The organism is Bacillus sp. FSL W8-0848, assembly GCF_038007805.1.
Classification (GTDB): domain Bacteria; phylum Bacillota; class Bacilli; order Bacillales; family Bacillaceae; genus Bacillus; species Bacillus glycinifermentans.
This window is the reverse complement of the sequence record NZ_JBBOYB010000001.1, coordinates 629,589-655,000: the sequence shown is the minus strand read 5'-3', so window position 1 is coordinate 655,000 and position 25,412 is coordinate 629,589. Positions and strand designations below refer to the sequence as shown.

20 protein-coding genes, 2 tRNA genes, 1 rRNA gene and 4 pseudogenes (1 of these 27 only partly in view) are annotated in these 25,412 nt (G+C 47.5%); 13 read left to right on the top strand and 14 right to left on the bottom strand.

Going from position 1 to position 25,412, the window contains the following annotated elements; all coding sequences use genetic code 11:
* The 5 genes from NSQ39_RS03390 to NSQ39_RS03370 form a co-directional block, all read right to left on the bottom strand.
* A 16S ribosomal RNA gene (locus NSQ39_RS03390) occupies positions 1 to 800 on the bottom strand; it reaches 750 nt to the left of the window's first position.
* Between the two features lie 156 nt (positions 801 to 956).
* A tRNA-Gly gene (locus NSQ39_RS03385) sits at positions 957 to 1,030 on the bottom strand.
* Positions 1,031 to 1,044: 14 nt separating this feature from the next.
* A tRNA-Arg gene (locus NSQ39_RS03380) sits at positions 1,045 to 1,121 on the bottom strand.
* 467 nt (positions 1,122 to 1,588) lie between these two features.
* On the bottom strand, positions 1,589 to 3,004 hold the full coding sequence (locus NSQ39_RS03375; protein WP_046131664.1) for a sugar porter family MFS transporter: 1,416 nt from the start codon (positions 3,002 to 3,004) through the stop codon (positions 1,589 to 1,591).
* 144 nt (positions 3,005 to 3,148) lie between these two features.
* Positions 3,149 to 4,570 (bottom strand): sugar porter family MFS transporter, encoded by a 1,422-nt coding sequence (locus tag NSQ39_RS03370; protein WP_175077256.1) that lies wholly within the window; start codon positions 4,568 to 4,570, stop codon positions 3,149 to 3,151.
* 607 nt (positions 4,571 to 5,177) lie between these two features.
* Between NSQ39_RS03370 and NSQ39_RS03365 the strand changes: the two are divergent.
* From NSQ39_RS03365 to NSQ39_RS03350, 4 genes and pseudogenes are all read left to right on the top strand, one after another.
* Positions 5,178 to 6,786: pseudogene (locus NSQ39_RS03365) on the top strand (ATP-binding protein).
* The gene (locus tag NSQ39_RS03360) at positions 6,779 to 7,459 is read left to right on the top strand and encodes a response regulator (RefSeq protein WP_046131667.1); all 681 of its coding nucleotides are present in this window, start codon (positions 6,779 to 6,781) and stop codon (positions 7,457 to 7,459) included. Before NSQ39_RS03365 ends, NSQ39_RS03360 begins: the two are co-directional and overlap by 8 nt.
* A gap of 2 nt (positions 7,460 to 7,461) precedes the next feature.
* Complete coding sequence (locus NSQ39_RS03355) at positions 7,462 to 8,421, top strand: tripartite tricarboxylate transporter substrate binding protein (protein ID WP_046131668.1); 960 nt, start codon at positions 7,462 to 7,464, stop codon at positions 8,419 to 8,421.
* Between the two features lie 188 nt (positions 8,422 to 8,609).
* The gene (locus NSQ39_RS03350) at positions 8,610 to 9,908 is read left to right on the top strand and encodes a citrate:proton symporter (RefSeq protein ID WP_175077255.1); all 1,299 of its coding nucleotides are present in this window, start codon (positions 8,610 to 8,612) and stop codon (positions 9,906 to 9,908) included.
* Between the two features lie 168 nt (positions 9,909 to 10,076).
* Here NSQ39_RS03350 and NSQ39_RS03345 read toward each other — a convergent pair.
* A pseudogene (locus tag NSQ39_RS03345) lies at positions 10,077 to 11,870 on the bottom strand (SpaA isopeptide-forming pilin-related protein); the annotation flags it as partial.
* On the opposite strand from NSQ39_RS03345, the pseudogene NSQ39_RS03340 reads away from it, so the two are divergent.
* Positions 11,867 to 12,286: pseudogene (locus NSQ39_RS03340) on the top strand (sensor histidine kinase); the annotation flags it as partial. The pseudogenes NSQ39_RS03345 and NSQ39_RS03340 overlap by 4 nt on opposite strands.
* 156 nt (positions 12,287 to 12,442) lie before the next feature.
* The gene (locus NSQ39_RS03335) at positions 12,443 to 13,615 is read left to right on the top strand and encodes an iron-containing alcohol dehydrogenase (RefSeq protein ID WP_175077254.1); all 1,173 of its coding nucleotides are present in this window, start codon (positions 12,443 to 12,445) and stop codon (positions 13,613 to 13,615) included.
* A gap of 16 nt (positions 13,616 to 13,631) precedes the next feature.
* Here NSQ39_RS03335 and NSQ39_RS03330 read toward each other — a convergent pair whose 3' ends face one another.
* Entirely contained in the window at positions 13,632 to 14,852 is a 1,221-nt protein-coding gene (locus NSQ39_RS03330) for a Bcr/CflA family efflux MFS transporter (RefSeq protein ID WP_175077253.1), read from the bottom strand.
* 207 nt (positions 14,853 to 15,059) lie between these two features.
* Between NSQ39_RS03330 and NSQ39_RS03325 the strand changes: the two genes are divergently transcribed.
* Positions 15,060 to 15,509: an NUDIX hydrolase gene (locus tag NSQ39_RS03325; protein ID WP_046132325.1), complete on the top strand. Its 450-nt coding sequence runs from the start codon at positions 15,060 to 15,062 to the stop codon at positions 15,507 to 15,509.
* Between the two features lie 25 nt (positions 15,510 to 15,534).
* Here the strand turns inward: NSQ39_RS03325 and NSQ39_RS03320 are convergent, their stop codons facing one another.
* From NSQ39_RS03320 to NSQ39_RS03310, 3 genes are all read right to left on the bottom strand, one after another.
* Positions 15,535 to 17,382, bottom strand: a complete 1,848-nt coding sequence (locus tag NSQ39_RS03320) for an acyltransferase family protein (protein WP_216899440.1) — start codon at positions 17,380 to 17,382, stop codon at positions 15,535 to 15,537.
* A gap of 103 nt (positions 17,383 to 17,485) precedes the next feature.
* Positions 17,486 to 18,346: a DUF3298 and DUF4163 domain-containing protein gene (locus NSQ39_RS03315; RefSeq protein ID WP_175077251.1), complete on the bottom strand. Its 861-nt coding sequence runs from the start codon at positions 18,344 to 18,346 to the stop codon at positions 17,486 to 17,488.
* The gene (locus tag NSQ39_RS03310; protein ID WP_175077250.1) at positions 18,346 to 18,843 is read right to left on the bottom strand and encodes an RNA polymerase sigma factor; all 498 of its coding nucleotides are present in this window, start codon (positions 18,841 to 18,843) and stop codon (positions 18,346 to 18,348) included. Before NSQ39_RS03310 ends, NSQ39_RS03315 begins: the two co-directional genes overlap by 1 nt.
* 133 nt (positions 18,844 to 18,976) lie before the next feature.
* Here NSQ39_RS03310 and NSQ39_RS03305 point away from each other — a divergent pair, with 133 nt between their 5' ends.
* The 5 genes and pseudogenes from NSQ39_RS03305 to NSQ39_RS03285 all read left to right on the top strand — a co-directional run bounded on the left by NSQ39_RS03305 (position 18,977) and on the right by NSQ39_RS03285 (position 21,616).
* Positions 18,977 to 19,126, top strand: a complete 150-nt coding sequence (locus NSQ39_RS03305) for a hypothetical protein (RefSeq protein ID WP_175077249.1) — start codon at positions 18,977 to 18,979, stop codon at positions 19,124 to 19,126.
* 21 nt (positions 19,127 to 19,147) lie between these two features.
* Entirely contained in the window at positions 19,148 to 19,411 is a 264-nt protein-coding gene (locus NSQ39_RS03300) for a CD3324 family protein (RefSeq protein ID WP_175077248.1), read from the top strand.
* A 135-nt stretch (positions 19,412 to 19,546) separates the two neighbouring features.
* Complete coding sequence (locus tag NSQ39_RS03295) at positions 19,547 to 20,374, top strand: alpha/beta fold hydrolase (RefSeq protein ID WP_175077247.1); 828 nt, start codon at positions 19,547 to 19,549, stop codon at positions 20,372 to 20,374.
* Between the two features lie 94 nt (positions 20,375 to 20,468).
* Positions 20,469 to 20,962: pseudogene (locus NSQ39_RS03290) on the top strand (MarR family winged helix-turn-helix transcriptional regulator).
* 15 nt (positions 20,963 to 20,977) lie between these two features.
* Positions 20,978 to 21,616, top strand: a complete 639-nt coding sequence (locus tag NSQ39_RS03285) for a nitroreductase family protein (protein WP_175077246.1) — start codon at positions 20,978 to 20,980, stop codon at positions 21,614 to 21,616.
* Between the two features lie 42 nt (positions 21,617 to 21,658).
* Here the strand turns inward: NSQ39_RS03285 and NSQ39_RS03280 are convergent, their stop codons facing one another.
* From NSQ39_RS03280 to NSQ39_RS03270, 3 genes are all read right to left on the bottom strand, one after another.
* Positions 21,659 to 22,399, bottom strand: coding sequence for an SDR family oxidoreductase (locus NSQ39_RS03280; RefSeq protein WP_175077245.1), 741 nt, complete (start codon positions 22,397 to 22,399; stop codon positions 21,659 to 21,661).
* 14 nt (positions 22,400 to 22,413) lie between these two features.
* Positions 22,414 to 23,004, bottom strand: a complete 591-nt coding sequence (locus NSQ39_RS03275; RefSeq protein ID WP_175077244.1) for a TetR family transcriptional regulator — start codon at positions 23,002 to 23,004, stop codon at positions 22,414 to 22,416.
* Positions 23,005 to 23,137: 133 nt separating this feature from the next.
* A complete protein-coding gene (locus NSQ39_RS03270) occupies positions 23,138 to 23,503 on the bottom strand; it encodes a putative zinc-binding protein (protein ID WP_175077243.1) in 366 nt (121 codons plus the stop codon).
* A gap of 184 nt (positions 23,504 to 23,687) precedes the next feature.
* Between NSQ39_RS03270 and NSQ39_RS03265 the strand changes: the two genes are divergently transcribed.
* Positions 23,688 to 24,473 carry a cyclase family protein gene (locus NSQ39_RS03265; RefSeq protein ID WP_175077242.1) on the top strand — a complete coding sequence of 262 codons (786 nt, stop codon included), beginning with the start codon at positions 23,688 to 23,690 and terminating at the stop codon, positions 24,471 to 24,473.
* 214 nt (positions 24,474 to 24,687) lie between these two features.
* Here the strand turns inward: NSQ39_RS03265 and NSQ39_RS03260 are convergent, their stop codons facing one another.
* Positions 24,688 to 25,320: a DUF2306 domain-containing protein gene (locus NSQ39_RS03260; protein ID WP_175077241.1), complete on the bottom strand. Its 633-nt coding sequence runs from the start codon at positions 25,318 to 25,320 to the stop codon at positions 24,688 to 24,690.
* Between the last annotated feature and the right edge of the window lie 92 nt (positions 25,321 to 25,412).

Sequence of the window (25,412 nt, the reverse complement as noted above, 5' to 3'; positions counted from 1 at the left end):
TCTAATCCTGTTCGCTCCCCACGCTTTCGCGCCTCAGCGTCAGTTACAGACCAGAGAGTCGCCTTCGCCACTGGTGTTCCTCCACATCTCTACGCATTTCACCGCTACACGTGGAATTCCACTCTCCTCTTCTGCACTCAAGTTCCCCAGTTTCCAATGACCCTCCCCGGTTGAGCCGGGGGCTTTCACATCAGACTTAAAGAACCGCCTGCGCGCGCTTTACGCCCAATAATTCCGGACAACGCTTGCCACCTACGTATTACCGCGGCTGCTGGCACGTAGTTAGCCGTGGCTTTCTGGTTAGGTACCGTCAAGGTACCGCCCTATTCGAACGGTACATGTTCTTCCCTAACAACAGAGTTTTACGATCCGAAAACCTTCATCACTCACGCGGCGTTGCTCCGTCAGACTTTCGTCCATTGCGGAAGATTCCCTACTGCTGCCTCCCGTAGGAGTCTGGGCCGTGTCTCAGTCCCAGTGTGGCCGATCACCCTCTCAGGTCGGCTACGCATCGTCGCCTTGGTGAGCCGTTACCCCACCAACTAGCTAATGCGCCGCGGGTCCATCTGTAAGTGGTAGCGAAAAGCCACCTTTTATGTTTGAACCATGCGGTTCAAACAAGCATCCGGTATTAGCCCCGGTTTCCCGGAGTTATCCCAGTCTTACAGGCAGGTTACCCACGTGTTACTCACCCGTCCGCCGCTGACCTAAGGGAGCAAGCTCCCGTCGGTCCGCTCGACTTGCATGTATTAGGCACGCCGCCAGCGTTCGTCCTGAGCCAGGATCAAACTCTCCATAAAATGGAACGCAGATTAAGTTCGTCACATCCTGTGACGACATCTGCATGACCTGCATCGTGCAGGCCTGTTTGAAAATGACTACGCACGTTTATGTGCGATTTATTTGAATTAACAGGTACGTTTTGTCTTGTTTAGTTTTCAAAGATCATTTAAGATTGGAGCGGGTGATGAGAATCGAACTCACGACATCAGCTTGGAAGGCTGAGGTTTTACCACTAAACTACACCCGCATCATCATGCAATATGGCGCGCCCGAGAGGAGTCGAACCCCTAACCTTTTGATCCGTAGTCAAACGCTCTATCCAATTGAGCTACGGGCGCTTCATCAGGCGACTTAACTATAATACTATGAAAATCAGTTAAAGTCAACAAGTTTTTTTGTTTTTTAGTAATGAATCGTGCCTTGTTACTCGGCTTTATCCATTATACACATTTTAACGGATTTGTACACCCCTTCAGATTTAAAACATCAATCGATTTATTCTGAAGCGATAACTCCGTTGTCATCAGCGACGAATAATAATATACCACGTCCAAATTCATCGGTCAATACTTTTTTTCATTTTTTATTCAAAAAACAGACATTCATTATATACAGGTAAACTTCAGCCTTTTATTTTATGTTATTTCCAATAAAGTATTCCCTTCTTTATTATATATTCGCAATTAAAACGAACCGGCATTCTAACGGAAAGCATTTAATGAAGCTTTTATTTTGCAGCATCAAACGAGATATTTGATAAAACCCGATTCAAATGAATGAATCGGGTTTTTGAATCCGGAGGGTCTCATGCTTCAATCATCGATTTTTCAGAGCTGTGTTTATCATGCTGCGAACGGAATTGCTCTTCCAGCTCCTCGAGTGTTCTCCCCTTTGTTTCAGGCATAAATTTGTACACAAATCCGATTGCCAAGATACCCAATGCCACGAAGACAAAGAATGTAACGGACAGACCTGCAGAGCTGAGCATGACCGGAAAAGCAAAACCGATCATAAAGTTTAGCATCCACATGAAAAAAACGCTGATGCCGGAACCGAGCCCCCTTAACCTTTGCGGAAAAATTTCTGCAATGACGAGCCAAGTCACCGGTCCGACACACCCCTGCATGAAAGCAAGAAATAAAACGGTCAAAGAAAGCACGATATAAGGAAGAGCCGCAGATCCGTCAAGCACCATTGAGAATACGGCAATGGACAAAAGCGCTGTGGTCGTTCCTGACAAACCAATGATCAACATCGGACGGCGATTCACCTTTCCAACCAGCCAAATACCAAATACCACGGCCATCACCGATATCAGTCCATTCCCTATATTGGAAATCAATGCCGCCTTTGTACCAAAACCAGACTCCCGAAGGATTTGAGTTCCATAATACATAATTGAGTTGACGCCTGTAATTTGATTAACGACGGCAACGCCGATCCCAATTAGCAAAAGGCGGCGCAGCCATGGTGCAGAAAAATCTTTAACCGTTGCTTTTTTAAGCTCAGAATCTTTTTCCGCCGCCGCTACAATTTCTTTAAATTCAGCTTTCGCCCGTTTTTCTTCGCGTATTTGTTTTAAGACGCGCAGCGCCTCATCTTTTTTCCCTTTTGAGGCCAGCCATCTCGGGCTTTCCGGAACGATGAGCATGCTTGCAAATAAGAAGAGAGCCGGAACCGCACACAGGAGAAGCATGTATCTCCAAACATGCCCGGTGTCGGCCATTGCAACTCCAAGAATCGCATTGAAAACGTAGGCTAAAAATTGCCCGCCGACGATCATCAGTTCATTTTGCGTTACCATGCGGCCTCTTTTTTCAGCTGGGGCCATTTCTGCTAAAAAGGCAGGGACCATCGATGATGCTCCCCCGACAGCCAGCCCCAGCAAAAAACGAAAGACAGCCATTGCCGAAACATTCGGCGCAAATGCAGTCCCAACTGATGCCAGCAAGAATAAAAACGAAAGATTCAGGATCATCCTGCGACGGCCGTAGAGATCAGCCAATTTCCCGCAGAACAATGCACCGAATGCCGCCCCTAACAGGAGCACACTCGTAACAAGACCTTCTGTCACCGGTGTCAAATGAAGCTGATCAGGCCTTGCCATAAAAGGCAAAGCCCCGTTTATCACACCGGTATCATATCCAAAGAGAAGCCCTCCAAACGTCGCCGAAATCATAATGACCTGCAAATAGATTTTATGATTTCTCTGTTTATTCACGCACGTTCCTCCCTGATCGATCTTTATTCGTTTTCTGTGCCAGAGGCATTTTTCCCGGATCGCTGCATCCAACACAGCTTATATCCGCCGGCCCCTTCATTGATATCCAGGTGATAAAGCACCGCTGTCTGCAAACGCTTCACATCAGCCGCTGACTTTCGCACTTACACCGTTTTGTTCATCTTCGGTTTTATAGCTGCGGAAATTTTGCTCAAGCTGTTCAAGCGTAAGCCCCTTCGTTTCAGGTAGGAATCTTTTCACGAAGGTAATCGAGACAATCCCAAGACCGACGAAAATATAGAACGTCGAGGACAGCCCGATCTGATCGAGCAATATCGGGAATCCAAGGCCGACAAAGAAATTGGCGATCCATAGACAGAATACGGTAACACCCATTCCAAGCCCCCGCAGGCGAAGCGGGAAAATTTCCGAAAGCATCAGCCATGTGACCGGCGAAATGGCTCCTTGCTGGAATGCAAGAAATGTCACGGTTAATGCAAGGACAATAAAAGGAAGCGCAGGCGAGCCTTGCAGCAACGATGAGAAAATTCCGATAAGCAAAAGCGCTGACGTCGTTCCGATCAAACCGGTCAACAGCATGGGCCGGCGGCCGACTTTACCAAGCAGCCAAATCCCAACGAAAGTCGCCAATACCGAAATTAAACCGTTTGCAATATTCCCGATAAGCGCGGCTTTTGTTTCAAAGCCGGAGTTTTTAAGAATTTCAGTTCCATAATACATAATCGAGTTAACGCCCGTGATCTGCTGTACGATGGCAATGCCGATCCCGATAAATACGATGCGGCGCACCCACGGCACAGTCAAATCCCTAAAGGTTGCTTTTTTAATGTCTGACTTCCTGTCAACAGCAGCTTCAATTTCAGCAAATTCCGTTTGCGCGGTGGTTTCCATCCGAATTTTTTTAAGGACGCCCAGCGCATCTTCGTTTTTCCCTTTCGAAATCAGCCAGCGCGGACTTTCGGGAACCCTCAGCATACCGAAGAATAATACCACGGCCGGAATTGCAGCGATTGCGAGCATGTACCGCCAAACGTGGGAGTTGTCCCCCATCGTATTGCCGAGGATCGCATTGAAGGTAAAAGCGAGGAGCTGCCCGGATACAATCATCAGTTCATTTTGGGTAACCATCCTGCCCCTCTTTTCAGCCGGCGACATTTCAGCCAGATAGGTCGGCACCGTTACTGACGCTCCCCCGACAGCAATTCCAAGCAAGAAACGAGAAACAATCATTACATTAACATTCGGTGCCAGCGTACATCCTAGCGTTGCGAAAAAGAACAGGACCGCCAGAAAAATAATGTTTTTGCGGCGCCCGACATAATCGGACAACCTGCCGCCGAATACAGCTCCAAACGCGGCGCCGAGCAGGAGCGAACTCGCCACGAGGCCTTCAGTAAATGCAGTCAGGTTCAGCTGGTCTTTTTCAGCCATGTAAGGCAATGCACCGTTGACGACCCCCGTATCATATCCAAACAGAAGGCCGCCGAATGTCGACACTAAAATAATGGTGCGCAAAAAGGATTTTTGATTTAGTTGTTCATTCATGTCTACTTCCCCGCCTTTATGAAGAATCTTAATAAATTGTCATTCCTTCGGGTTTCGAAACCCAATCCTATATACTCCCCGCTTTGAACCGCATCCGGCTGATGTTCTTTATTTCCCGTCCCCCTCCTTCGCGAAACCATTTTTCGAAAATTAAGAATTTTATTCCGGCGGAAAAACAATCCCCTCCGCCAACATAAGCAAATTCAAATTGCAATCGCTTTCATTTGTTCGCGAAAGCAAGCACATCATGTCTTTTTCAATTGTTATGTTATAGTTATATTTTTGTTACTTTTTTGTGACGTCTGCTATTATCATAATTTTAAAAGCGCTTTCAGTCAATAAAAAATTTCAGAAACCTTCTTTAAATTTAGCCATTTCTTCAGATAAAACCGACAAACATAAGGCTTATATACCATTCACCTTCTTAACCGGCTTATTTGCCCTGTTTGTAATGTTATAGGTACTTCTTTGTTATATTTTTGTTATATCTGTACAGACCACCTCAAAAGCAAAGCTGACTTTATAGTTTCAAAAAGAGATTTTTAAAAATATGAAAAGTCTGAATCAAAATGGTATCATTTTAATATAGAAAGGACGGCTGGTGCTTGTGGTCAAAAAGCGGTTCATTTTCTCTCTGCAAACAAAAATTACAGGTTTGATTGCGGCGCTGCTGATCTTCGTGATCGGCATCCTGACGGTTACATTTGCCGTTCAGCAAACAAAAGAAGGGCGAAAACAGGCAGAGCAGCTTGCAGTTCAGACCGCAAGAACCATTTCTTATATGCCTCCGGCAAAAGAACTCGTTCAAACCCGCAGGCATGCAAAAGAAGCGCAGGAAGTCATTGACCATATGAAAGAACAGACCGGCGCTTACGCCATTTACGTCCTTGACGAAAAAGGAAAAATCAAAACCGCCTCCGGCAGGAAGGGAACAACGAGGGTGGCGAGAAGCAGAGAGATCTTGTTCGGAGGCTCTCACATATCTGAAGCAAAAGCGGATGGCCGCAAGGTAATAAGGGGAAGCGCGCCGATCATTCTCGAGCAAAAAGGACGCAGCCGGATTATCGGCAGCGTGTCGGTTGATCTCCTGCTGAACGAAACAGAACAAGGCATTAAAGAACACCTAAGGGATTTGAGCTTCATGTCCGTGCTCGTTTTACTTTTGGGATTTGCGGGTGCAGCCGCGCTTGCCAAAAGCATCCGAAAGGATACGCTCGGCCTTGAGCCTCATGAAATCGCATCCCTTTACCGGGAACGGAATGCAATGCTGCGGGCGATAAAGGAAGGGATCGTCGCTACGAATAAGGAAGGCATCGTCACGATGATGAACGTTTCGGCAGCCGAAATGCTTAAGCTTCCCAGACCCGTCATTAACCGTCCCATCGATGAAATCATGCCCGGGGCCGGATTGATGTCCGTCCTTCATCAGGAAGAGATGCTGCTCAATCAGGAGGTCTGCGTAGGTGATCAAGTCTTTATTATCAACACGAAAATGATGACACAAGACAGGCAGATATACGGGATTGTCGTCAGCTTCCGGGAAAAAACCGAGCTGAAAAAGCTCATCGATACGCTGACAGAGGTGCGAAAATACTCTGAAGACCTCCGTGCACAGACGCATGAATTTTCGAATAAGCTCTATGCGATCCTGGGGCTGCTTGAGCTCGGCGAATACGAAGAAGCGATCGACCTGATTAAACAGGAATACGCGATCCAAAATGAACAGCACGATATTTTATTCCATAACATTCATTCCCAGCAGGTGCAGGCTATCCTGTTAGGCAAAATGGGCAAGGCTTCAGAAAAAAAAGTCAAGCTGTCCATTGATGAAAACAGCACGCTCGATCCGCTTCCTGCGCATATCGGAATGTCCCATCTCATCACGATTATAGGCAATTTAATTGACAACGCTTTCGAAGCGGTGGCTGAACAAGACGTATGGCAGGTTTCATTTTTCATTACGGATATCGGGCGAGACATCGTCATTGAAGTTTCCGACACGGGAGCCGGCGTTCCGCCGGATAAGACGGAGGCCGTGTTTCAAAGAGGCTATTCTTCCAAGGGGATGAAGAGGGGCCACGGGCTGGCCAACGTAAAGGAGTCAGTGCATGAACTGGGCGGCTGGATCGAATTGACAAATCAAAAAAGCGGCGGTGCGGTATTTACCGTTTTTATACCGAAGGAGAAACAAACAAAGGGGGAATCCATTTGATTGACATCGTGATTGCGGAGGATGATTTTCGCGTTGCGCAAATTCATGAGAGACTGATCGAACAGCTCGATGGATTCAACATTATCGGCAAAGCGGCAAACGCTAAGGAAATCATGGCGATTTTGGAAGACCGAAACGCCGATTTGCTGCTGCTCGATATTTATATGCCGGATGAGCTTGGCACGGCGCTGATTCCCGCCATTCGGAGCCGGTTTCCTGAAGTGGATATTATGATCATCACGGCGGCAACAGAAACCCGTCATTTACAGGAAGCGCTCCGGGGCGGAGTCGCTCATTATTTGATTAAACCCGTGACGGCCGATAAATTCAAACAGGTGCTGCTCCAATATAAAGAAAAAAGGAGCATGCTGCTTTCCCAGCCGGAAGTAAGCCAATCGATGATCGACCAAATTTTTGGAAACCGCTCAAAAGTTTCCGGTTCCGAGGAGGATTTGCCGAAGGGCATCAATTCCATTACACTGCAAAAAATCAAAGACACGCTTGCAGGCGCCGCAGCCGGGATGACGGCGGAAGAACTCGGGGAAAAAATGGGTGCATCCCGTACGACGGCCCGCCGCTATGCCGAGTATCTCGTGTCAAAAGAAGAAGCTTGCGCAGAGTTGGAATACGGGATTATCGGCAGGCCGGAACGAAAATATTATTTGGCGGCTGATTAAATATGAAGAAGCTCGCGGTCATCCTGATCTGCCTGTTGATTCTGCTTCCCGGAGACGCGAGGAAAGCGGCTGCCCCGCGCCTGCCGGAAGGCCCGATTGAAATCGTCGTACCCGCTGAGCCTTCCGGAGGCTGGGATTTAACGGCGCAAGCGATACAATCTGTCCTTACGCAAAAGCAAATCGTAAACAGCGATGTCCGTATCGTGTATATTCCCGGAAGCGGCGGAGACAAAGGCTGGAAATATGTAAATCAAAGCGATACGCAAACCATCAGCATGGCGTCCAGTTTAATCCTGAGCAATTACATTCTCGGACAGAGCAAGCTGAAAATTGACGATTTCACCCCGCTCGCGATACTTGCAAAAGAATGGCAGGTTGTCGCCCTTCCGAAAGGATCGGCTCTGAAAAGCGGAAAGGATGTGCTCGACGGTATTAAGAAGCGCCCCGGCGAAGTGAAAATCGGTTTTTCTCCGGGGTTCGGAAATGATGATCAGCTATCGATCGTCAGGGCGGCCGATATGTACGGGATTGATCCTTTTGACATTCAATTTTTGCAGTATGACAGCAGCGAGGAGCTTGTTCGGGCGCTGGTCAGACATGAAATAGAAGCCGCTTCGATGACGGTTTCCGAAGCCAAAACATATGAACGGAACGGAGACATTACACTTGCCGCCGTCACCTCGGACAAAAGGCTCCCCGCCTTTCCGCATGTGCCGACATGGAAAGAGCAGGGCATACCGTTTGTATTTTCTCATTGGAGAGGCGTGCTGGGGCCGAAAAACATGACTGAAGAAGAAGTTTCTTACTGGGATGAAGCGTTAAAAAAGGTCACATCCTCACCGGAATGGAAACGGAAAATAAACGAACTTGACTGGGAAAGCTTTTACTTAAACAGCAGGGAGACGAAACGGTTTCTTGACGAACAATCGGCCTTTTATCAAAACATCATGGCCGGCGATTAAAAAGCATTCCGCTAACGGCGGAATGCTTTTTATGCACAAAAATGGACAAAAAGAACAAAACGGTTTTAAAAAATTAAAAATACATAAAAACCAAATTATTTACTTCAAAACGATTTTCCCATACGATGACAAAAAGGGGAATGAGGAGAAAAAAATGTAAGCGGATTCACCAAGAGGGGGTAACGATTGTGTTAGCTATCTTAGGGTTTTTCATGATGCTTGTGTTTATGGTACTGATCATGACAAAACGGCTTTCTGTCCTGACTGCATTAGTCTTGACGCCGATTGTGTTTGCGCTGATTGCCGGATTCGGATTCACCGATGTCGGCGACATGATGATATCGGGGATTCAGCAAGTGGCGCCAACCGCCGTCATGATTATGTTTGCGATTTTATATTTCGGGATTATGATCGATACGGGCCTGTTTGATCCGATGGTCGCAAAAATATTAAAATTGGTCAAAGGAGATCCGTTAAAAATCGTCGTCGGCACTGCGGTGCTCACCATGCTTGTCGCATTGGACGGTGACGGCTCGACAACATATATGATTACAACGAGTGCAATGCTTCCGCTCTATTTGCTGCTTGGCATCCGCCCGATTATATTAGCGGGGATCGCAGGAGTCGGCATGGGGATTATGAATACGATTCCGTGGGGAGGCGCAACGCCGCGGGCCGCGAGCGCGCTCGGAGTCGATCCGGCTGAACTGACCGGTCCGATGATTCCCGTCATCGCAAGCGGGATGCTTTGCATGGTCGCGGTTGCGTATGTACTTGGAAAAGCAGAACGAAAACGCCTCGGCGTGATCGAGCTCAAACAGCCGGCTCATGCCGATGAAACGGCAGCAGCTGCCGAGGATGAGTGGAAACGGCCTAAGCTTTGGTGGTTCAATTTATTGTTAACGCTTTCATTGATCGGGTTTCTCGTGTCGGGCAAAATAAGCCTGACGGTTCTGTTTATCATTGCCTTCTGCATCGCGCTGATCGTGAATTATCCAAACCTCGATCATCAGAGGCAGCGCATTTCAGCCCATTCCAGCAACGTTCTGGCCATCGGTTCCATGATATTTGCGGCCGGGGTCTTTACCGGAATTTTAACAGGCACAAAGATGGTTGATGAAATGGCGATCTCGCTTGTTTCGATGATTCCTGAACAAATGGGCGGATTCATTCCGATGATCGTCGCCCTTACAAGCGGCATTTTCACGTTCCTGATGCCGAATGACGCGTATTTCTACGGGGTGCTGCCGATTTTATCAGAAACTGCTGTCGCCTATGGAGTCAATAAAGTCGAAATCGCAAGGGCCTCCATTATCGGCCAGCCGATCCATATGCTGAGCCCGCTTGTGCCGTCTACGCATTTGCTCGTCGGTCTTGTCGGGGTTTCCATTGACGAACATCAGAAATTCGGGATCATGTGGGCTGTCCTGGCCGTGCTTGTGATGACGGGTACCGCTCTTTTGATCGGCTCTATTTCAATTTTCTAATTTAAACGAACAAAACAGGCCGTTTTTTATCCGGCCTGTTTTGTCGTACGTTCAAATACACATTTAAAACAGGATCATCATGACACGTGTCATCCGTTTAGAACCGGCCGGACTGGCGGAAAGCATCTTGCTGCCTTTGCCTGCAAAAAAACGTCTTGTACCGCGGTTTTATTCCAAATGGACAGCCGTATGAATCAGCTTCCCTTTTACTGCGAGGCGCCCCTTGGTTCTTTCGGGTTTGTCGCATGTGATCAGCGTAATGACCTTTTCTTCTGTCTCATCAATCACATCTGAATCCATTTCTGAAATGATCTTTTTTGATGTCACAGTGTAGATGTAATCTTTCTTAAAATCTGTGATGACGATCGTGTCCCCTTTTTTAATATTGAGCAAAGGGCCAAACACGATACTGTGATCGTTTCGATCCGCCTTTGTCAGCGTCGCATCGCCCGGCGTCAATATGTTATCTGCGGTGATCTCCACTGGTTTTGTATCGGTATTACTGATCGTGAACGGTATTGGCGTTTGATCCAATTTGTAATTCTCAGGTGCTTTTGTTTCGACAAACCGGTAATCGCCCGGTTCGAGACCGCGGACTGTAATCTGTCCTTTTTCATCCGTTGTCAAGTCGGCTATCAATACCTTGCCGTCACTGTCTGTCAGGTTGAACGTCGCACCCGGCAGAACGGTGTCTTTGTCATTCTGGTCAACTTTTGTCAGCACAACGCTGTTTTTCGTGTTGACCGCCGTTAATTCAGCCTGCTCCGGCTGGCCTTCGTGTTCAGCTTCGATGGTGAACGGCACTGAGCTGGTTGAAACAAGGTAGCCGTCAGGCGCCTGCTTTTCAACAAATTGATAGCTTCCCGGAGCTAAACCGTCAGCCGTAATGCTGCCGTCTTTATCTGACACAAGATTGTCTTTGACCGTTTTTCCGTTGTTGTCGACGATCTTGAAAACAGCGCCTGCCAGGCCGTTTCCGTCTTCATCTTTCTTCGTCAAATGGACGGAGCCTTTGTAGTTCACTGCTGTTCCTGCGTCTGCCGCCTCCGGTTTTCCTTTTGCCGATTCAGAGATGGTAAATTGCTTTTTCTCGCTGTTCAGCACATACCCTTCTGGCGCTTTCGTTTCGACAAAGGCGTAGCGTCCCGGCGCGAGGTCTTCAGCCGCAACTTTCACGTCTTGATTTGACGTCAGTTCGTCACGGACGGTGTTGCCTTCTTCGTCAACGATCTTGAAGACGGCTCCTTCCAGCTTGTGGCCTTCCGCATCTTCTTTCGTTAACTCGGCACTGCCTTTGTAATTGATCAGTGTACCTAAAACGATGTCAGGCACTTGATTCTTGTCATTCTTGGTGACCGAGAAGTCAATTGCTTCTGTATTCAGGATAAACCCTGCCGGAGCTTTGGTTTCTATCAAACGATAGTCGCCGACCGGCAAACCGATGATTTCAACTTTTCCGTTTTCATCGCTTGTGATTTGAGTGCGTATCTCAGTGAAGGTGCCGTCGCCGGATTTCTTTTCAAGCTTGAAAACAGCCCCTGTCAATGGATTTTTCTGTTCGTCTCTTTTGATAAGCGTCACCTTGTTCTGCTCATTTATGACTTGATACAGCGCCCCTGCACTGGATGATTTTCCGTCAATTGCAACAGAGACTCCGTTTGCATAAGCGTCGCTGATCGTGTATCCGTCAGGCGCTTTTGTTTCTTTTAGTACGTAGGTGCCGTAGCGGATATTTCCGAAAGTCATCTTACCGTCGGCATCGGTCGTTCCTGAACGCAGGAGCTGCTTGTTGTCCTTCGTCCACAATTGAAAGTCTGCTCCTGAGAGAGGCTTGCCGTCTTTTCCGGTTTTCAAGATGGTCAGGCTTCCTTTTTCTCCTGAACCGGAGCCGCCGCCGCTTGAAAGGACGACAAAGACCGAATTGCCGTTTTCCTGGCTCTGCTCCTGAACATTCGTTCCACTCCTTTCTTTCTATAGAAAAAACGCGCTACGGCGATCGGCTCGACGTCATTTTCGAAGTTGATCCAGACATCGACTTCATGCTGCCGCCTTTAATGATTCAGCCCCTTGTCGAAAATGCCGTTCACCACGGGATCAGCAAGAAGCGAGGAGGAGGCTGGGTTAAACTGACGGTCAAAACAGAAGGTGAAAACGGGTATTACATCAAAGTGGAAGATAACGGACTGGGCATGACGCCGGAAAAACTGAATGACATCTTTTCATCGAACATGAGCAGCAGCGTCGGCTTGAAAAATATTAACAAACGGCTGAAACATTTCTGCGGAGGCGAATTGAAAATACAAAGCGCTCCGGATGTCGGCACCGCCGTCTCGATGGTCATTCATATGAACGAGTCTGCCGATGTTTCCATGAAGTAAACGAACTGCGCTTTTCGAGCTTGCCGGATAATGGTTTTTCCGGCAAGCTTTTTTATGTCAAAAAATCGACGTACGAAGATCTGCTCTTTTTCTGTGAACTAAGGTATGTTATAGTAGTAAACCTACTTTTCGTACAAGATTTGGAGGTTTTATCACATGGAAAATTTCACTTATTATAATCCGACGAAGCTGATCTTCGGAAAAGGCCAGCTTGAACAATTAAGAAATGAACTGAAAAAATACGGAAAGCGGGTTTTGCTTGTATACGGCGGAGGCAGTATTAAACGAAACGGTCTTTACGATCAAGTAACCGCCGTTTTAAAGGAAGAAGGCGCAGATTGGCACGAGCTTTCCGGGGTAGAACCGAACCCGCGCCTTGCTACAGTGCAAAAAGGCATCGATTTGTGCAGACAGCATGATATCGAGTTTCTTCTCGCGGTCGGCGGAGGAAGCGTCATCGACTGCACCAAAGCGATCGCGGCCGGCGCAAAATACGACGGCGATCCTTGGGATATTTTCAGCAAGAAAACGAGCATCTCGGACGCCCTGCCGTTCGGTACGGTTTTGACCCTTGCTGCAACAGGATCTGAAATGAACCCTGATTCTGTCATCACAAACTGGGAAACGAATGAGAAATACGTGTGGGGCAGCGATGTGACCCATCCGAGGTTCTCCATTTTAGACCCTGTAAATACGTTCACCGTTCCTGAAAACCAAACGGTTTACGGCATGGTTGACATGATGAGCCACGTGTTTGAACAATACTTCCACAATGTCGAAAATACGCCGCTTCAGGACAGAATGTGTTTTGCCGTCCTGAAGACTGTGATCGAAACGGCGCCGAAGCTGCTTGAAGACCTGCAGAACTACAAGCATCGTGAAACGATTTTATACGCCGGAACGATTGCATTAAACGGTACGCTGCAAATGGGCTATTTCGGCGACTGGGCGTCCCATACAATGGAGCATGCTGTTTCAGCCGTTTACGATATTCCACATGCAGGAGGACTTGCGATTTTGTTCCCGAACTGGATGAGATATACGCTTGACACAAATGTCGGCCGCTTCAAAGCCCTTATGCTCAATATGTTTGACATTGAAACTGAGGGCAAAACAGACAAAGAAATCGCGCTTGAAGGAATCGACAAGCTGTCCGCTTTCTGGACAAGCCTCGGCGCTCCTTCCCGCCTTTCCGATTACGGCATCGGCGAAGAAAAGCTCGACCTGATCGCCGGCATTGCGGCAAAAGAAATGGAGCACGGCGGCTTCGGCAACTTCCAAAAACTGAACAAAGACGATGTGCTCGCCATTCTGCGTGCCTCTCTATAAAAGCAAAAGGACGGAATCAAGCGATTCCGTCCTTGTTTTTATCCGATCTTTCCCTTGTCAACGCAAAAAAGGCAAGAGAACCGATAACAGCCGTAATAAACATGATCGCTCCCATCGGAACGGCCGTCGTTTCATTCATTCCCACAAGAGGGGAAACGACCGAACCGAGCAGCAGCGGAAGCATTCCAAGCATCGCGCTTGCACTGCCCGCACGATGCCCCTGATTTTCCATCGCAAGCGTAAAGGTGCTTGTCAATGTCATTCCGATCGTGATCATGTAGACGAAGATCGAGATGACCAGTGTCGCAAGCGGTCCTCTGATGATCGTCATCGCAAGCAGAACACTCGTTGCGATTAAAGCGGTAATGACCGCTATCCGAAGCAGTTTTCTTTCGTGAATGATTCCCCCGAAGCGCCCGATGATAAAGCTCCCTGAAATAATCGCCAGGCCGTTGATTCCGAATAAAACGCTGAATACTTGCGGAGATACACCGTAAATATCCTGGTACACAAAAGGCGTTCCGGAAACATAGGCAAAGCTACCCCCGTGAATGAAACCGACGGTCAGCGCATAGCCCATAAAGGACCTGTCCTTTATCAAACTGCCCATCGTCTTCACAGATGATCCGATTGAACTTGGAATCCGCTTCTCAGGCGGCAATGTCTCTTTTAGCTTCAGTGAAATGACCAGAACGAGAAACAATCCGATCAATGTCAGCGTATAGAAAATCGTATGCCATGTTGCAAACGGCAAAAGCAGAATGGCGCCGCCAGTCATCGGCGCAACCATCGGCGCGACCGCGGTAATGACCATTAAGAGCGAGAAAAATTTCGAAAGCTCCCTTCCGGTAAATACGTCCCGCACGATCGCACGCGAAAGCACGATTCCCGCCGAAGCTGTGAACCCCTGCAGAAAACGGCCGATGACCAGCATGACAATGTCCGGGGAAAGCGCGCAAAACAGAGAAGACAACGCAAATAAAAAGATGGATATTAATAAGGGCTTCCGTCTTCCCTTTGCATCACTGACAGGTCCGATCACGAGCTGGCCGAGCGTAAGCCCGATCAAACACGCCGTTAAGCTGAGCTGTACGAGCGAGGCGCCGGCTGATAAATCGTCGGCAATTTCGGGAAAACTGGGCAAATACATATCGATATTCAGCGGGCCCAGTATCGCAAGCATGCCGAGCAGAAAAGCCAATGCAAGGCGTTCCTTTCCTGTTGGATTATGAAGCATAGTATCAAACCTTTCTTTAAAGCTAGTAAAATATATGATTGAATCATGAAATAGGCTGAATGGGCTCGCAAAACATTTGTATATTGTAACATATTTTTTCGATCGTGGAAGTGGATTGCTCATGACCTGGCGGGATAAAATAAAACCGGTCAGAACCGGCCAGTTTATCTATCATTGAAATGACATGGAGGAAGGAGTTATCTAAACTTGAATGCAGTAAATACGATAGGTTGCTTCACGATTGTTGAAAATGGCGAAGGAAAAATACTTCTCGTAAAAAGAAAAGATTACCCTGTCTGGGATTTGCCGGGAGGCAGAATGGAAAAGCATGAACAGCCGGAGACATGTGCCATAAGGGAAATGGAAGAAGAAACAGGCTGCCGCGTTTCTATTACGTGCAAAATAGGAGAGTACGATCAACCCCAATATCGAGACGTGCAGTATATCTATTCAGGAAAATTACAGGGCGGGGAACCCATTAACCAGGGGCCTGAAACAGCAAAAATCGGATGGTTTCGCAAAGACAGATTGCCTTTGTTAATGGTTCCCCATAGAAGAAAACAAATAAATAATTTTATAAAACATCATAACAAACTAGTAAAAGGAACTTTAAAAACGCCGTTTTTGATCAGGTTCATCACGAAATTCAAGAAATAAAAAGCTTCTTCTTATGTATAAAGCATTATTTCATCGCCTCAACGATAAGCGCCGTCAAAGCCTCCGCTCCTTTCGGCACGAGGTGTACGCCGTCTGAGGCAAAATACTCGGGATGCTCGAGAGCTTCGCTGTGCCAGTCAAGGAGTGTCACATTTCGGCGGTTATGCGCCTGCTCGCGCAGCGATTCGTTCACTTTTTTCTCCCATTGCCGCGGCACACGCGTGTTCACAAGATAAATGCGGGCTTTTGAGAAAGCGTCAAGCAGCGCATCCATTTGGCCGTCCGTAAAATAGCCGTTTGTCCCCAGCTCAATAATCACGGCTTTGTCCGGCTGATTAAACGATGCATATTGCGGTGTCAATTGAAGCGCTTCTGATACCTGCCTTCCGACCTTTCCGTCTATCGTAACATGAGAAAATGTACGGCGGAGGTTTGGGGCAATGTCAAGCATGACGGAGTCGCCGATGGCCAGCACTTCCTTTTCTCTAATGCTTGACATCGTTTTCTGACGCGAATTCCCCTTCTTTTCTTCCTTGGATTTTGTTTGTTTCCCCGGTTCTTCTTTTGCAGCTGCCGCCTGTTTTCCCTCTTTGTCAAAGGATGCGCTTGCCTGCTGATGGGACCGGGCAGGCATCGACTGCTGCTGTTTCGGTGCGCCGGCTATTCCGGACAGCCCGCCCGCAAAAATGATGAGGGCGGCAAAAAGCAATCCCGTCGTCATTCTGCTGATGGTGGACGACGTTTTCCATTCTACAATCCTGTTCAAAAAAACGCGGCGGACAAATGGCGTAAAGCCGTCCTTCCGAATCGGCTGCTCAAGGAAACGATAGGAAAGCTCGGCGAGAATCAGCGTTGCGGCGACCTTAACGGCAGCATGCCAATAAACCGGATTTCCAATTTCCTGAACGGGCGTGCTCAGCACGATGACAGGATAATGCCAAAGATAAATGCCGTATGATCTCGTTCCAACCCACCTGAGCGGTTTCCATGACAGCAAATGCCCCAAAAAGCTGCTCGGATGACTGACGCATGCGATCAGTACCGCAGCGATGATGCTGATCAGGAGCATGCCGCCATGATAAAGGAACGGAACATATTCATCAACGAAATGGATGCAGAGGATCAATATGACAAAAGCGGCCAGCTCTGTTCCGTGCATCGCATGCTTCAAACGGCTCGGCAGCCTGTTTGAAGAGAGCCTTTTCATCGGCCATACAAGTGCTAACGCGCAGCCGAGCAGCAGCTCAAAAGAGCGTGTATCCGTTCCGTAGTAGACGCGGCTCGGATCTCCGCCTGGTACGTACAGCACGCTCATCAAAACGGCTGAGCATAGCGCGAGTACGAGAACCGCCGCCGCCAGCCTCGTTCGTTTTTTGCATATGTACATTCCCGCAAGCAAAATGATCGGCCAGATGATATAAAATTGTTCTTCTATCGCCAATGACCAAAGGTTTTTTAACGGCGACGGAGAGCCGAAGCTGTCGAAATAAGATAGATCATGAAAAATAAACCACCAATTGCTGACATACAATAGAGAGAAGACCGCATCTCCTCGCACTGTGTGCAGCATGTCAGGTTTGAACAATACGACCCAGATGACGGTCGCGATAATCATGAGCGAGGCCGCCGGTACGATCCGACGCATTCTCCGGATCCAAAAGCTGCGGAAATTCAATGTCATGTCATTTCCATACGCCGGCAAAACGATCGATGTGATTAAATAGCCGGACAATACGAAAAAGATATCGACCCCGATGAAGCCTCCGTCGGCCCAATCAAAGTCGAGGTGGTAAGCGATGACCGCGAGAACGGCAAAAGCCCGAAGTCCGTCTAATCCCGGTATGTAGCGATGATGATGTGCCTTATCTAACATGGTATTCCTCCAATAATGCGTGCTCCCCTTCTTCGGTTGATTTCGATAATAGTACAGACGGAAGGGTGGAAATCCGTGACAAAAGAAGTATCAGTCTTTCCTGCTAACGGATGTAGCGGGTTCCGACAAGCAGATTTGCAATCACGCCGGTCGGAATTTCAAACTCTACAATCCCCATATAACCAGGCGCAACTTCATATTCGTCGAACGAAATCATCAGTTTATGATCTTCGGTGATATAAAAATTTTGATCAGCATGAATCTGTTTAAATGGTTCTATCTCCTCATCCCCGACCCAATATATTTTATCAGGATTTTCCTTCATTTGCTGCTTCATTTGCTTTTTTATATTTTTGCTGATGACGCCGATATAGCGTTTATCCTTAAATAAGCTCTTCAGCGTAAGCAGGACGCCGTTTTTCTTGTCGATGGTCACATAGCGCCGCTCCGTGTAGGCGGATGCCTGCGTTTTTTCGGTTTCGCGGCGGATTGAGATCAATTCCGGCGTATCCGTTACAGTCTTAAAATCGCTGTAAATGCTGAGGTGCCCTTTTTTGTGCTTCGATGTTGTCCCCATAAATTCCCGATACAGCTGTTGGCTTTCTTTCACATATTTTTTGTTGATGTTCTTCTCCAGCTCACGGTTGGAAAGCCCGGACAAAGCCGGGGTTTTCACATCAATGCTCGATTCGTCTTTTTCCTGTTTGATCTCGGTGATTGTGATCGCTTTGACGACCTTGCCGATGACGGGGATTCGCGACATCGCTTTCGCTGCCTCGGGGTTGATATTGACGGCCGCAAAAATGAAAACAGCCGCAGCTGCAGCGATCGATGCGGGCCACATCACGATCCTTCTTTTTCTGTTCGGACGATGCTGAAGGGCTTTTTCGACAATCTCATCCAGTTCTTGTGGAATGGGCACCTGTTTATACTCTTTTCTTAATTGTTCCAGTTTCTTATCCATTACGAAAGCTCCTCCTTCGTCAACTGAATGCGCATGAGCTTCAACCCTCTGTAGAGCCGTGTTTTGACGGTATTGATGTTGTCCCCCGTGATGTCCGCGATTTCTTCGATTTTCATGTCTTCAAAAAACCGCAGAATGATGATCGTTTTATATTGATACGGCAATTCTTCAAGCGCTTCGCGAAGGTCTGTATCTTGATAGGTATCTTCCTTTCCCCGGCTTAAAAATTCCAGTGTCCGGTCATCCATTACTTTGAGTTTTTTCTGCTTCCTCAAAACATCGATCGCGGTACGGACCAAAATTTTGTAAAACCAGCTTTTGATCGTATCGGGATTTCGTACAGAATCGACGGAAGCGAGCGCTTTTTGGATCGATTCCTGAACGATGTCTAACGCGTCTTCTTGGTTTTTCACATAACTGTAAGCCAGCCGGTAAAAATCTTCTTTTCCGCCGGTTATGAACGCTACAAGCGACGCTTTGGCTGTCTGTTTCTCCATGGCAATACAGAGCTCCTTTTTCCATTAAGCTTTTCCAGTATGTATAGACGCTGAAGCGTGAAAAATAGTTTGCGCTTAGCCCAACTTTTTTGTGTATGATTATGAAAGCCGCTCAAACCAGGAGGTGACGAATATGGCTGGGATCAGAATGCCGGTTACTCAAGCGACTCATGCAAAGCCTGTGATTGGAAAGGCGATACTTTGCATGGGGCGTACTTTTTTTATCAATCGCCTGAAAGTTGGCTTTTCTGATGATAGGCTTTGCACCCTTATTTTGCGATAAAAAAATAAGGAGCTCATGAATATGGCTTATCTCAATGCAACAGCTGTTTTGCCGGAAAAGCTGATATCAGAAATTCAAAAGCATGTTCAAGGAGAAACGATCTACATTCCAAAACCTGAATCCGCCCGCGAACAATGGGGAGCGCGTTCAGGGGCGAGAAAGCTGATCGATGACCGGAACGCTTTGATGAAAAGTGCATTTAAAAAAGGCAGAACGATTGATCAATTGGCCGACGATCATCACCTTTCCGCCGAAACGGTGAAAAAGATTGTGTACTCTAAATAAAAAAAGCACTGATCGCGAGGCGATCAGTGCTTTTTTGCATATGACGAGTTTTTTTCTCAGCCGTTTTCTGCATTTATATCACCCGGTGCACGGTGTAATGTAAATACAGTAATGTATAGAGAGGAGCGTTTTTTAATGACTATAGTCAAAAATGGCACATTAAAGGTACCCGGTGCAAGCCTGTATTACGAGATGCGCGGGTCGGGGCCCATATTGCTGATGATTCACGGCGGCAACGGTGATGCTGATTCGTACCCTATGAAAGACCTGCTGTCAGATCGCTACACCGTCGTTACCTACGACCGCCGCGGGCATTCCCGGAGCATACTCGATGATCAACGTGAACATTATCAGATCGAAACCCACAGCGATGACGCCCACCGGCTGCTGGCGAGTCTGTCCGATGAACCCGCCTTTGTGTTCGGGTGCAGTTCCGGGGCGGTTATCGGCCTTGACCTGGCGATCCGTTACCCACAGCAAATCCGGATCCTCGCTGCACACGAACCTCCGATCCCGGAGCTCTTGTCAGGCGGCGACCGCACCTTGGGAATAAAGAGCCTTGAGAAGCTTGAGCGGCATTATCGAACAAACGGTTTACCGGCTTTAGCCGAGTTCGCAGAAGCGATGGGCATCGCGTCATCTGTTCAGCCGCAGCAAGACGAAGCCCGGATGGAGCGGCTGATGGCTAACATCGATTACTTTATCTTATCCGAGGTGCCGGCTCTGAGGGAATACAGACCTGATATAAGCAAGCTGAGTTCCCAGGCGATCGTGGTACCTGCGGGAGGCATTGATTCAAAAGGATTTCTCCCGTACCGCTATGCTGAAGCACTGGCTGATCGTGTAGAGACAGAAGTCGTTGATTTTCCCGGGAACCATGTCGGCTGCTCATTATACCCTGACGAATTTGCAGAGAAACTGCATGAAGTCTTAAGAAAACATGATAAAAAAAGATTCATTTAGCTGTCTCATACCAAGGATGCAAAAACCTTGGTATTTTTTTATGCAGGAAGGAGAGCATGATATTTGCAAAAAGAAAAAAAGGTTTGTATATTAATTGATATATCAATCATTGATGCATCAATTAATTACCGGACAAGAAAGAAGGGATCGGTTTTGCCGTCATATTGTTCACAGGAAGGCGAGATTTTATATCAGCTGCAATGCTTAAACAAAGGGATTGGCATGAAGTTCGAAGCTTGCACCGGCATCAGCCAATCCCGGCTGGAATTGCTCGCTTTGCTTTTTCATGTAGACGAAATCAGTCAAAGCGACCTTCAAAAAAAGGTGAATATCGACAGCGCTGCCGTCACAAGACACGTCAAACAGCTTGAAGCCAGTGGAATGGTATCAAGAAGACGGAAGCCGGAGGACAACCGTATCACACTCGTCCGTTTAACCGAGCAGGGACGGGAACGAATCGAGTCTTCCAAGAGAGAAAAAGAGCGTTTTATGAAGGAAATGCTCGCAGGCGTCAGCGCAGAAGAACGCCGTGTACTTATTGATATACTGGCGAAGATGCAAACAAACATAAACAATATACAAGCATAGAGGAGTGTTTTTCACATGAGAACTGAATTAAAAACAAACGATTTTATGAAGATTATGAAAGGCCGCCGTTCGATTCGCAACTACGATCCCACGGTCAAAATCAGCAAGGAAGAGATGACTGACATATTAGAGGAAGCGACGACAGCGCCGTCCTCTGTTAATGCACAGCCATGGCGCTTTCTGATCATCGACAGCCCTGAAGGCAAAGAGAAGCTCGCGCCTCTTGCGAAATTCAATCAAACGCAAGTCAATACTTCGTCTGCCGTCATCGCAGTATTTGCCGATATGAACAATGCCGATTATTTGGAAGACATTTATTCAAAAGCCGTAGAGCTCGGCTACATGCCGCAAGAAGTAAAAGACAGGCAAATGAAAGCTCTGATGGCGCATTTTGAACAGCTTCCGGCACAGGTAAACCGGGAGACCATCCTGATTGACGCCGGTCTCGTCTCCATGCAGCTCATGCTGACTGCCCGCGCACACGGCTATGACACAAACCCGATCGGCGGCTATGAAAAAGAAAAAATTGCTGAAACCTTCGGATTAGATAAAGAGCGCTATGTTCCGGTGATGCTTCTGTCGATCGGAAAAGCAGCTGACGAAGGATATGCTTCATACCGGCTCCCGGTCGAAACAATCGCACAGTGGAAATAATGCAAAAAAGTCCCAAGACTCGTCTTGGGCTTTTTTTGCATATTAAATAAATCCGCCGTTCACGCGGATCGTCTGTCCCGTGATCCATTGCGATTTTTCGCTGACCAGAAATTCGATCACATTTGCGATGTCTTCCGGTTCGCCGATGCGGCCGAGGGCAATCGACTGTTTCAGTCCTTCGATTTGCTGCTCTGTTTTTCCTTCGGTAAACAATTCTGTGTTGACCGGACCCGGGGCAACCGCATTGATCGTAATCTGCTTTGCTGCGAATTCCTTCGCAAGCTGGCGGGTGAACTGTTCAACAGCTCCTTTTGTTCCCGCATATACGCTGTATGCCGGAAACATCTGTCCAGCGACAGACGTAGAAAAGTTGATGATTCTCCCCTTTTCCTCCATGTATGTCATCGCCTGCCGGCAGGCAAAAAACGTGCCTTTTACGTTCAGATTGAACTGCCGGTCAAAGTCCTCCTCCGTGATATCCTGGATCGGTTTGAAAATGCTCACTCCCGCATTGTTAATCAGGATATCCACTTTGCCGAATGCCTCAATTGCCGATTTGAATAATGACTCCACACCGGCGACCGTGCTGAGGTCAGCCTGAATGGCAACAGCCTCTCCGCCCTTTTGCTTAATGCTTTCCACGACATCTCTTGCCTTTTGCGGACTGCTTGCATAATTGACGACAACTTTAGCACCCAGCCCAGCGAGCTGTTCGGCAATGGCGCGCCCGATTCCCCGGGAAGCGCCGGTTATAATCGCTGTTTTTCCTTTTAGATTTTCCATATTTTCATCCCCGCCTAACTGTTTGGTTTTAAAAACCCGTTTTCCAAAAGACGCCACACGATGTCAAATTCCTGCTTCATCGTATCTCTTTTCCACTCACTCGCATGACCGGGGTGATGGAAACGTTCTGTCGCATAAAAAATGCCTTTTGCCGCTTCTGTATGATCACTTGACTTAACATCACAGCCTGCGATCAGCTTGCTTAATTGCATCACGATCTGTTCAATGCTTTTGTCGACAAGCTCAGAAGATTCATTTGTCACCTTGGCGTACATCGCAAACAATTCTTCATCCTCGGCGGCATAGTGCATTTTAAGCTCAAACAGTTTTTTCATATAAGCTTTTACATGCCCGGCTCCTCCGAGGGAAGGATCGTGAAACAGATCGGTTAGCGGCCTATGGATCTTTTCATTGAGCCACTTTTCGGTAGCTGTTTCAAAAATCTCTTTTTTGCTTTTGAAATGGCGGTAAATCGTGCCGTGGCTGACATTCAACGCTTTAGCCACATCCGTTATCGATGTTTTTGCAACGCCAAACCGCCTGACCGCTTCTTCCGTAGCTGAAAGTATTTGTTCTTTTGTTAACACCTCAGAGTTCTTCACCATTGTGCCGCTTCAGTACACCTCCTTTGAAAAATCATAACAGATTAAATGTCAAATGACAAATTTTATTTTTTGTCATTTGTCTCTCCTCTATAAAAAAAACGACTATCTCAATAGTCGTTCTCAAAATGAACCGTTAAGATGTGGCATTCGTGAACTGCAAAATCTGTTCATAGGCCTTCATTGTAAGGACAGGATCGGGGTCTACGCCTTTTTTCTTTGGTACATCAAAGTCTGACAGTACAAAATGATGCTTCGGCTGAACGTCATGTTTAGCTAAACAGCTCTTGCAGCAGCACAGAGGGCAGCCATCAATGGCAATGATATCCCGCCCTGATGTTGCCGTTTTGACAAGCGGTTTCACATCACCGCCGACACCGGCAATGCATGACATTTCGGCAACGTTTTCCCGATCCATTTTGATGGCAATGGTGTTGGCCGTTTGTGCGGCTGAAGAACATCCCGAGCATGAATAAACAAGAGGCAAATCGGTTCTTTTCATCGGTTAACTCCTCCCCCAGCAAAAAACTATCATTCACTTTACACGAATGGCATCTCTTAAACTGTGAGCTATATCACGTTTCCACTTTTAGTAAATCTGCAGGTTGTCCAATCTGTGATTCGTTATTAGAATGAAAATGAAAAGGCGATCACGCCTCTTAATCTGCTAAAAAAGGAGAAAATTGATGAAAATACAACGAATCGTTGATCTGTCAGTGTCCTTAAAAGGCGATATTCCGTCTGATCCGCCGGGCTTTATACCTGAGATTGAGTATGCGAACCATAAACAAGGGGCGCAGCAGATGATCCAAAGCTTTCCCGGACTTTCCCTGCAAGACCTTCCCGGACAGGAAGGCTGGGCAGTGGAACATGTGAAGATGTCGACCCACGCAGGGACTCATATCGATGCACCCTATCATTACCGCTCCGTAACGGACGACGGCAAACAAATGCCGACCATAGATGAGATTCCTCTTGATTGGTTTCATGGCCCCGGCGTTAAACTGGATTTTAGACATTTTGAAGACGGGCATGTCGTCACTGCAGAAGAAATCGAACGAGAGCTTAACCGAATCAACCATAAGCTCGCGCCCGGCGATATTGTATTTGTCAATACATCAGCCGGTGCAAAATACGGGGAAAAGGATTACTTAGGCAGCGGATGCGGAATGGGGCGCGAAGCAACGCTCTATTTAACAGAACGCGGCGTCCGGCTTGTCGGGACTGACGCCTGGAGCTGGGATGCGCCGTTTAGCATAACAGCTAAACGGTACAAAAACGAAAAAGATCCTTCGATTATATGGGAAGGGCATTATGCCGGAAGCAAGATTCCGTACTGCCAAATCGAAAAGCTTGCCAACCTTGACCAGCTGCCTTCCGCGGGTTTTTATGTGATGGCTTTTCCGGTTAAAGTTGAAAAAGGCTCAGCGGGCTGGGCGCGGCCTGTTGCGATTTTTAACGCTGAGGAATAATGTAAGGAGGGCGTTTGACAGATCTTCATTCGAGGAAATGGAGGCGGCATTTTTTGATTTAGCCGAACGATACAAATCGTTCCTTCACCAAAAGGAAACTTTAACAAGCCCTTATCTATCGAAAGTCCCGACGGCGTCATCATGGAAACGAGCGTTTCCGCACTCGCACCCCGTGCGGTGAACCACGGAACGTGTCATCACGGCAATGCCAGGTCTAGAATCCCTTGGCATTGCTTTGATGAGACCGGATTGACTGGGCCTTCCTGCATATAATCCGAATGATGCATTCAGCTATCAGGACATTGAGCACAATCGAACCGTACACCCCTATCGTGTAGCTGGTTTCATAAGCCAAGCCTAATCCGCTATTGAACACAAACGTCATCATATGAATAAACAAATTCGTAAAGCAGAATAAATAGCTGCGGATCATCCAGTTCCGGTGCTTATCAAACTGCTTTCGCCTCGCTTGAAAGATCGAGATAAACACAGCCAGCGGCCAATACATATTCACAGTGTTAAAGGCGATGCTGACGATCCTCCCTCCGGTAGAGTCCGGCGCCATATAACCTGACGACAGCGTCACGACAAACACGCACACGGCATAGATGTATCCATTAAAGCGGTGAAACCGGCGGCGTTTCGCTCTTCCGAAGAAATTAACCGTTCCGGACAGCATCGCCAAACAAGCCGCAACTACGTGGACATACATGACCTTCAGCCAAACCGGAAGATGAAACGAATCGCGCGGCTCGGTTTTATGGCTTAAAAACGACGTCGACCCTGGATCCGCAATCAAATTCTCAAACAAGGTGTACAGAACATATATCGCGATCAGTACCAGCATAGCTGAAAATATCGTTACCCTTTTTTTATTCAGCTTGTGTACCCCCTTATGCTGTTAGAACCCTTTTTTTAGGATACACCAATTGCGGCACG